We start from the raw sequence: 8,682 nt of genomic DNA on the forward strand, positions 1-8,682 counted from the left end.
CCCCGATTAGCCAGGCACCTTAACCCGAAGCGACCAGCGTCCCCGAAGCCACGCCCCCGATTAGCCAGCCACCTTAACCCGAAGCGACCAGCGCCCCGGCAACCTACTCCGCCCTCACCGCCAGAATCGCCGCCGCAATCTGCGCCGACGTCGGCAACGCCCGCACCTGGGCAAACAGCTCGCTGGCCTCCGCGTACTCCTTACGCAAATACCCCAGCCACTGCTTAATCCGCGCCACGTGATACAACCCGGTATCGCCCTGCTTCTCCAGCTGCACATACCTCTGCAACAGCACCACCACCTGCGCCCACGGCATGCGCGGCTCATTGAACTTAATCACCCGGCTCAGATTCGGCACGTTCAACGCACCGCGCCCGATCATCACCGCATCACAGCCCGTCGCCGCCATACAATCCTGCGCACTCTGCCAGTCCCAAATCTCGCCGTTGGCAATCACCGGAATCGACAACCGCTGGCGGATCTCCCCGATCGCCGCCCAGTTAATCGCCTCCGCGCGATACCCCTCCTCCTTGGTCCGCCCATGCACCGCCAGCTCGGTCGCCCCCGCCTGCTGCACCGCGTCGGCAATCTCAAACTGACGCGCGCCGGAATCCCAGCCCAGACGGATCTTCACCGTCACCGGCAAATGTGCCGGCACCGCCGCGCGCATCGCCTTCGCCCCCTGATAAATCAGCTCGGGATCCTTCAACAGCGTCGCCCCGCCCCCGCTGCCGTTCACCGTCTTCGACGGACAACCGCAGTTCAGATCGACGCCCCACGACCCCAGCTCAACGGCACGGGCGGCGTTCTCCGCCAGCCACTGCGGATATTGCCCCAACAGCTGCACCCGCACCCGCGTACCGGAAGGCGTACGGCTGGCATAATGCAGCTCAGGACAAAGACGATAGAAGGATTTTTCCGGCAGCAGGGAATCCACCACCCGCAGAAATTCGGTAATACAGAGATCGTAATCGTTGACGTCGGTCAGCAGTTCACGCACCAGCGAGTCGAGAACGCCTTCCATCGGGGCTAGCAGCACACGCATGGAACAACCTGTGGATCAGAGTTTAAAGAGGGGAACCGGGCGGCTCCCCCCATATTAACAGACCGCCGCAGCGCCCCGGGAGGGGCGCGCTCACGGCGTCTGCTTAGCCGTTGTTCGAGGAGTTACCACGACGCTGGCGGGTCTGGTTGACGCGCGGTGCACCGCTGCCGCCTTCAGAACGACCGCCGCGTGCGGCAGCGGAACCGTTACCGGCGTTGCCGCCGTTACCCTGACGACGCTCGCCGCTGGCCTGACGACGCTCACCGCCGTTACCGGTACCGGCAGCAGCGCTGTTGCCACCGCGGTTACCGCTGCGCTCGCCGCCGCCGTTACCGCGGCCCTGGCCCTGACCGCGACCACGTCCACCGCCACCACCGCCGCCTGCGCCACCGCGCTGCTGCTGACGGCCGTTAACGATCGGCTCGGCTTTGATGCTTGGGTCCGGCTCGAAGCCTTCCAGCGCCATACGCGGCACTTCACGCTTCAGCACGCGTTCGATGTCGCGCAGCAGCTTGTGCTCGTCCACGCAGACCAGCGACAGCGCTTCACCGACGGCGGCCGCACGGCCGGTACGGCCAATACGGTGCACGTAATCTTCCGGCACGTTTGGCAGCTCAAAGTTGACCACGTGCGGCAGCTCTTCGATATCGATACCACGGGCAGCGATGTCGGTTGCTACCAGCACGCGAATGCCGCCGGATTTAAAGTCGCTCAGCGCACGGGTACGCGCGCCCTGGCTCTTGTTACCGTGGATCGCCGCGGCGGTGATGCCGTCTTTGTTCAGCTGCTCGGCCAGGTGGTTAGCACCGTGCTTGGTACGGGTGAACACCAGCACCTGCTGCCAGTTGCCCTTGCCGATCATCAGCGACAGCAGTTCCCGCTTGCGCTTCTTGTCGACGAAGTGAACGTGCTGCGTCACCTGCTCGGAGGCGGTGTTGCGGCGAGCCACTTCCACCTGCTCAGGGTTGTGCAGCAGTTTTTCCGCCAGCCCTTTGATCTCATCAGAGAAGGTGGCGGAGAACAGCAGGTTCTGACGTTTGGCCGGCAGCTTGGCCAGCACGCGACGGATATCGTGGATAAAGCCCATATCCAGCATGCGGTCCGCTTCGTCCAGCACCAGGATCTCAACCTTAGACAGGTCCAGCGCGTTCTGATGTTCCAGATCCAGCAGACGGCCCGGGGTCGCGACCAGCACGTCAACGCCGCTGCGCAGCTTCATCATCTGTGGGTTGATGCTGACGCCACCAAACACCACCAGCGAACGCAGGTCGAGGTACTTGCTGTAGTCGTGAACGTTTTCAGCAACCTGCGCTGCCAGCTCGCGGGTTGGGGTTAAAATCAGCGCACGTACCGGGCGACGGCCTTTCGGGTGCGGGTTGCTGCTGCTCAGGCGCTGCAGCAGTGGCAGGGTGAAACCGGCGGTTTTACCGGTACCGGTCTGGGCGCTGGCCATCAGGTCGCGGCCGGCCAGTACCACTGGAATGGCCTGGCGCTGGATTGGCGTAGGCTCGTTATAGCCCTGTTCGGCAACAGCGCGCAGAATATCGGCATTAAGGCCGAGAGAATCAAATGACATAAAGTTGACTGACTCCGGATCCGCCCTGACCGCGTCGCGGTGTAGTTTCCAGGGGGAGAGTTGACGCCAGGCGGTGCCTGACGCTTGAATGAGAGCACAAACCACGGTGCGTAAGCGGCGGATTATAACAGATCCGTACCGGTTACTGGGAGTTATTATTCGGCTTCTTAGCTGAAAATGCGTTACCGGGCATGACAGCGCCTGCAGTCAGATGGCCGCCGATGGTAGCAACACAAGGCTGTGACACCCGCATGCAGGGGGGGCAAATCGAGTAAAAGGCGGGGCGTGCGGCAAAAAGGGTGCGTCAGTGCGGTGTAAACAGCGTGTGTAGAGTTAAAAGCAGCGCCGGGATCGTGCAGAAGGTGGGGAACAGAGTGCAAAAAACAGCGGGCCACCGAAGTGGCCCGTCAGCATTAGCGTGAACGCTGGCGCGAACGCGTGGGCTCTTTCGCCAGTAGCGAAACGATCGCCGGCCCGGTCAGCATTAACACCCCCACCGCACCCAGCAACAGGTTGTTGTGGATAACCTTAGACAGCAGCACCAGCACCAGCATGGCCGCGCCGAAGTAGTAGGTGGTGGTCACATCCTCAAGGAAATCGCCAATGCGGCGCAGGCGCGGTAAGCGCTGGGTCAGCAGCATGGCGGCAAACACGCTGGCGTACAGCGCCAGTAAAATCATGCTTACCTGCAGCAACATCTTATGCTGCCATCCCCACACCAGCGCGGCAATCAGCAGCAGGTGCAGTGCGATATGTACACAGTTTTGTCCGGTGACAATCTGAATACGGTTAGACCATTTCATGTATTTCTCCTGGCATCGCACCGACCGGGACCGGCCGGGCGAGTTACCGACGTCAGCCGGTAACGATTTTCTCAGACTAACTCAACTTTCAGACAATGCCTTAAAAAAACGCCGTTCTCAGCACTCTTTTGTGACAAAGACTACACTTTATTGTTCATGAATTGAAAGGGAGAGCGTCATTAGTATGTCACAAAACGGCCAGCGATTGTCGTTTAACGTTCTGACGATCAATACCCATATGGGATTTACCGCGCTGAACAGGCGCTTTATTTTGCCCGAGCTGCGCGAAGCGGTGAGGGCCACCGGGGCGGATATTGTGTTATTGCAGGAGGTGATGGGCAGCCATGAGCTGCACGCGGTGCAGGTGGCGAACTGGCCGGAGGCCCCCCACTATGAGTATCTGGCGGATAGCCTGTGGGGCAACTACGCTTACGGTCGTAATGCCGTCTATCCGCAGGGGCACCACGGCAATGCGGTGTTGTCGCGCCTGCCTATCGCCGCCCATGAGAACGTGGATATTTCGGTTGCCGGCACCGAGAAGCGCGGCGTTCTGCACTGCCAGATCCCGATACCGGGGGGTGAGACCCTGCACGTGATGTGCGTGCATCTTGGCCTGCGTGAAGCGCATCGCCAGGCGCAGCTGCGGCAGATTAGCCAGCGGGTTAACGCCCTGCCCGCCGGCGCGCCGGTGGTGGTGGCCGGGGACTTTAACGACTGGCGGCAGCGGGCCAACGGACCGTTGCTGCGCGAAGCCGGGCTGGAAGAGGTCTTCAGCCGTAAAAACGGCCGCCCGGCACGCACCTTCCCGGCGCGTTTTCCGCTGCTGCGCCTCGACCGCATTTACGTACGTAACGTCGGCATCAGCCATCCGCAAACCCTTCCCCTGCGGCCATGGTCGCATCTGTCCGATCATGCACCGCTGGCAGTGGAAATCCATCTATGAATCTGACCTGGCGTGACGGCAACCGCATCCGGTTGCTTGAGAATGGCGAAGAATTTTTCCCGCGCGTGTTTGGCGCGATCCGCCGGGCGCAGCATACGCTGCTGCTGGAAACCTTTATCCTGTTTAACGACGAGGTCGGCAACGCGCTGCACGCGGAGCTGCTGGCGGCGGCAAAGCGCGGGGTAAAAATTGAGGTGATGGTCGACGGCTACGGCTCCCCCGACCTGCCGGACGAGTTTGTTCACAGCCTGACCTCGGAGGGGGTGCGCTTTCTCTACTACGATCCGCGCCCGCCGCTGTTCGGCATGCGCACCAATATCTTCCGCCGCCTGCACCGCAAAATCGTGGTGGCGGACGGCAGCATCGCCTTTGTCGGCGGCATCAACTTCTCGGCGGAGCACAATATCAGCTTCGGCCCGCAGTCGAAGCAGGACTACGCGGTGGAGGTGAAGGGCCCGATAGTCGATGATATCGCCGCCTTCGTGCGCGAGCAGATCGGCAGCCGCCAGCAGAGTTCACGCTGGTGGGGGCACCGCGCCCACCGTCCGGCCAGAAACGCCACGCCGGGCGACGCGCAGGCGCTGCTGGTGTGGCGCGATAACGACGCGCACCGTGACGATATTGAGCAGCATTACATGGAGATGCTTAGCTGCGCCCGCCAGGACGTGATCATCGCCAACGCCTACTTCTTTCCCGGCTACCGCCTGCTGCGCGAGATGAAACGTGCCGCGCAGCGCGGGGTGCGCGTGCGGCTGATCGTGCAGGGCGAGCCGGATATGCCGATCGTCAAGGTCGGCGCCGAGCTGCTCTACAACTATCTGGTGGAAGGCGGCGTGGAGGTCTACGAATACTGCCGGCGACCGCTGCACGCGAAAATCGCGGTCAAAGATAGTCAGTGGGCTACCGTCGGCTCCAGCAACCTCGATCCGCTCAGCCTGTCGCTGAACCTGGAAGCCAACCTGATCATTCACGATCGCGAATTTAACCGCCAGCTTCGCGACAATCTTGAGCATCTTTTGCAGCAGGACTGCAAACAGGTGCAAGAGAGCCAGCTGCCGCCGAAGAGCTGGGTGCAGCTGACCAAAAGCGTGGTGGTATTCCACTTCCTGCGCTATTTCCCGGCGATTGCCGGCTGGCTGCCCGCACATACCCCAAAGCTGTCGCAGGTGCCACCGCCGGTGCAGCCGGAGATGGAGACCCAGGATCGGGTCGCGACCGATAATCACGAGGTGAAGCCCTGATGGCCAAACGACCTAAGCGCTTTGCGCGACTGAAGCAGGTGCTCACCTGGCTGTTTTTTATCGCCGTGGCGGTGTTGCTGGTGCTGTATGCCGGCAAGCTGGACTGGGCGGAGGTGTGGCAGAACCTGGTCAGCTATAACCGGGTGGCGATAGCCTCGGCGCTGGCGCTGACCCTGGTCAGCTATCTGACCTACGGGGTTTACGATCTGATTGGCCGCGCCTACTGCGGCCATAAGCTGGCTAAGCGCCAGGTGATGCTGGTGTCGTTTGTCTGTTACGCCTTTAACCTGACGCTGAGCACCTGGGTAGGCGGCGTGGCGATGCGCTACCGGCTTTACTCGCGGCTCGGGCTGAGCGGCAGCACCATTACGCGCATCTTTTCGCTGAGCATCGCCACCAACTGGCTGGGCTACGTGCTGCTGGCGGGGATCGTGTTCAGCGCCGGCTGGGTGAGCGTGCCGTCCGGCTGGTATATCGGCAGCGGCACGCTGCGGGCTATCGGCATCGGACTGCTGGCCTTTGTGCTGTTCTATCTGGGGCTGTGCGCGTTTTCACGCCGCCGCCGCTGGACGGTGCGCGGGCAGAAGCTGGCGCTGCCGTCGCTGCGGATGGCGCTGTTACAGTTTGCGGTTTCCACCGCCAACTGGCTGGTGATGGGCGGGATTATCTGGCTGCTGCTGTTGCAGAAGGTGGATTATCCGCAGGTGCTGGGGGTGCTGTTAATCAGCAGCATTGCCGGGGTGATTATCCATATTCCGGCCGGAATCGGCGTGCTGGAGGCGGTGTTTCTGGCGCTGCTGCGCGGTGAGCATCTGACCCACGGGGCGATTATCGCCGCGCTGCTGGCCTACCGGCTGATCTATTTTATTCTGCCGCTGCTGGTGGCGCTGGTGCTCTATCTGTGGCTCGAGGGGCGGGCGAAGGCGCTGCGCAGGAAGAATCTGGCGGCGGAGTAGCGTTGCCTGCGGGCCGATCGCTTTGGGGGCCGGGGCGTGGCTTTCGGACCGGATCGCTTTCAATACCGGTGCCTGGCTTATCGGGGCGTTCCGGAACGCGGACACGCCGCAAGCCATCCATGGAGGCTTGGCATCGCCCATCCATGGGCTCTGACAGTCCGCTTATCCGGATCGCCCCGATTGCCTGTTAGCTGTTGAGTTGCTGTAAGACGGCTCGTGCATGGCATCAATCATTCCCCCCCCTCAAATGATGAGAAAGGGCCATTTTTAGTGCGATATCACGTAACAGTGACAAACAGGAAGGTTGCGGGCGATAAAGGTAAATGGGGCGCTGAATCAGCGCCCCATTTGCTTTAGCGGCGGTTGCCGAAGATGCGCAGCAGCATCAGGAACAGGTTGATAAAGTCGAGGTAGAGGGTCAGCGCGCCCATGATCGAGAAGCGGCGCAGGTTCTCTTTGTCGTCAACGTTGATGCCTTCGCCGATGTTTTTCAGCTTCTGGGTGTCGTAAGCGGTCAGGCCGACGAACACCACCACGCCGATATAGGTCACGGCCCACATCAGCGCGGTGCTTTTCAGCCACATATTGACCAGCGAGGCCAGTACGATACCGATCAGCGCCATAAACAGCATGCTGCCCATGCCGCTGAGGTCGCGTTTGGTGGTGTAACCCCACAGGCTCATTGCGCCAAACATGCCGCCGGTGACCACAAAGGTGCTGGCGATCGAGGAGTAGGTGTAGACGAGGAAGATGCTGGCCATGGTCAGGCCGGTCAGCGCCGAGTAGAGCATAAACAGCGCGGTGGCCGCCGCCCCGCTGAGCTTCTGCACCCACATCGACAGTACGATCACCAGCCCCAGCTGCACGATGATCAGGCCGAAGAAGGTGATGCGGTTAGCAAACACCAGCTCCATCACCGCCGGCGTGTTGGCGGCAAACCACGAGACAAACGCGGTGAGCAGCAGGCCACAGGTCATCCAGCCGTAAACCTGCGCCATGTAGGTCGACAGGCCGCTGCTGGCACGTTGTACGATGGTATCCGTGGAACGCGGATATCGGTCCATGATGCTCCCCTTATGAATAGTTGAATAGGCATGATTACTCGCCTAAGCCTGGCATATTCCACCCGGTTAGCGCCAGTTGCGCAGCGGACTGTTTTGCGCTGATTGAGCAGCGGTTGTATTTGTTCACCTTTTGCAACCTGGGCGGATAAAGATTGATCTGATTTAGCCGATAGATCGTACACAAGGGATTTCGCCTACTAACGGAATGTCCGTGCACCACAGCATATTGAATCGGGGAAATGCCAGATGCTGCAGTCGAGTCAGAAAAAGAAAATGAGCACCCGCACGCTGATGTTGATTACCGGAGTGATCACCATCACCCTCGGCTTCAGCATCACCATCGGCCTGCTGAGCTGGCAGTCCGGCCAGCAGCAGAGAAAGCTGGCAGAGGATTATCTTGGGCAGATCGCCCAGAGCCAGGCGCAGGCGGTAGAGAACGAACTGGATTACGCGCGCACCGTGGCGCGCGACGTTGGGCAGAGCATGGTGGCCCTGCCGGCGGCGGGTATCACCGATCGTGCGGTCGGCGATAAGCTGCTGACCTACGCGCTGAAGCAGAATCAAAATTATATGTCGATCTCCATCACCTTCGAGGAGAACGCCTTCGACGGCCGGGATGCGGAATTCGCCGCCCAGCCCGATCCGGCCCCTGGCGGGCGCTACGCGCGGTTTGTCGACCGCGATGCGGGCGGCAATTATAACCTGCACCACCTGACCTCGATCTTCACACCGGGCCAGGGCGATTACTATATTCTGCCGAAAAAAGCCCAGCGCGATATGCTGATCGAACCTTACAGCTATGCCTATAACGGCGTTCCTACGCTGCTGACGTCGGTTGCGGCGGTGATCGTTGACGACGGCAGGCTGAAGGCGGTGGCGACCTCCGATATCTCCCTTGCCTCTCTGCAGGAGCGGGTAAGCAAAATCACCCCGTGGGAAGGCACCGGCTATGCGCTGCTGATCTCCCACGGCGGCCGGGTCGTCTCCAGCCCGAATAAAGAGCAGGCCGGTAAGCCTTACGGCGGGCAGACCGACGGCTACAGCAGTCAAATCG

General features: G+C 61.1%; 8 protein-coding genes. 4 read left to right on the forward strand and 4 right to left on the reverse strand.

Features of this window, described 5'->3' with window-relative positions; genetic code table 11:
- Positions 1–103 precede the first annotated feature (103 nt).
- From dusC to NV64_RS22120, 3 genes are all read right to left on the reverse strand, one after another.
- Positions 104–1,045, reverse strand: a complete 942-nt coding sequence (gene dusC / locus NV64_RS22110) for a tRNA dihydrouridine(16) synthase DusC (protein WP_056237102.1) — start codon at positions 1,043–1,045, stop codon at positions 104–106.
- Between the two features lie 103 nt (positions 1,046–1,148).
- Entirely contained in the window at positions 1,149–2,621 is a 1,473-nt protein-coding gene (gene rhlE / locus NV64_RS22115) for an ATP-dependent RNA helicase RhlE (RefSeq protein ID WP_056237103.1), read from the reverse strand.
- 413 nt (positions 2,622–3,034) lie between these two features.
- Positions 3,035–3,424 (reverse strand): YbhQ family protein, encoded by a 390-nt coding sequence (locus NV64_RS22120; RefSeq protein ID WP_056237105.1) that lies wholly within the window; start codon positions 3,422–3,424, stop codon positions 3,035–3,037.
- A 184-nt stretch (positions 3,425–3,608) separates the two neighbouring features.
- Between NV64_RS22120 and NV64_RS22125 the strand changes: the two genes are divergently transcribed.
- Genes NV64_RS22125 through NV64_RS22135 form a run of 3 tightly spaced genes read left to right on the forward strand, consistent with a single transcriptional unit; the run spans position 3,609 to position 6,564 of the window.
- The gene (locus NV64_RS22125; RefSeq protein ID WP_101506798.1) at positions 3,609–4,367 is read left to right on the forward strand and encodes an endonuclease/exonuclease/phosphatase family protein; all 759 of its coding nucleotides are present in this window, start codon (positions 3,609–3,611) and stop codon (positions 4,365–4,367) included.
- Entirely contained in the window at positions 4,364–5,608 is a 1,245-nt protein-coding gene (gene clsB, locus NV64_RS22130; protein WP_101506799.1) for a cardiolipin synthase ClsB, read from the forward strand. Before NV64_RS22125 ends, clsB begins: the two co-directional genes overlap by 4 nt.
- Positions 5,608–6,564 carry a lysylphosphatidylglycerol synthase domain-containing protein gene (locus tag NV64_RS22135; RefSeq protein WP_101506800.1) on the forward strand — a complete coding sequence of 319 codons (957 nt, stop codon included), beginning with the start codon at positions 5,608–5,610 and terminating at the stop codon, positions 6,562–6,564. The genes clsB and NV64_RS22135 overlap by 1 nt, the downstream gene beginning before the upstream one ends.
- A 353-nt stretch (positions 6,565–6,917) precedes the next feature.
- Here NV64_RS22135 and NV64_RS22140 read toward each other — a convergent pair whose 3' ends face one another.
- A complete protein-coding gene (locus NV64_RS22140) occupies positions 6,918–7,628 on the reverse strand; it encodes a Bax inhibitor-1/YccA family protein (protein WP_056237111.1) in 711 nt (236 codons plus the stop codon).
- Between the two features lie 246 nt (positions 7,629–7,874).
- On the opposite strand from NV64_RS22140, the gene NV64_RS22145 reads away from it, so the two are divergent.
- On the forward strand, positions 7,875–8,682 hold an 808-nt coding region (locus NV64_RS22145), incomplete at its 3' end, for a cache domain-containing protein (RefSeq protein ID WP_255410343.1).

The sequence above is a fragment of the Erwinia sp. B116 genome (assembly GCF_002865965.1).
Lineage (GTDB): Bacteria > Pseudomonadota > Gammaproteobacteria > Enterobacterales > Enterobacteriaceae > Erwinia.

Excerpts from the sequence above, each read along its gene's own strand:
- dusC (WP_056237102.1), bottom strand. The coding sequence starts at position 1,045 with ATGCGTGTGCTGCTAGCCCCGATGGAAGGCGTTCTCGACTCGCTGGTG.
- rhlE (WP_056237103.1), bottom strand. The coding sequence starts at position 2,621 with ATGTCATTTGATTCTCTCGGCCTTAATGCCGATATTCTGCGCGCTGTT.
- NV64_RS22120 (WP_056237105.1), bottom strand. The coding sequence starts at position 3,424 with ATGAAATGGTCTAACCGTATTCAGATTGTCACCGGACAAAACTGTGTA.
- NV64_RS22125 (WP_101506798.1), top strand. The coding sequence starts at position 3,609 with ATGTCACAAAACGGCCAGCGATTGTCGTTTAACGTTCTGACGATCAAT.
- clsB (WP_101506799.1), top strand. The coding sequence starts at position 4,364 with ATGAATCTGACCTGGCGTGACGGCAACCGCATCCGGTTGCTTGAGAAT.
- NV64_RS22135 (WP_101506800.1), top strand. The coding sequence starts at position 5,608 with ATGGCCAAACGACCTAAGCGCTTTGCGCGACTGAAGCAGGTGCTCACC.
- NV64_RS22140 (WP_056237111.1), bottom strand. The coding sequence starts at position 7,628 with ATGGACCGATATCCGCGTTCCACGGATACCATCGTACAACGTGCCAGC.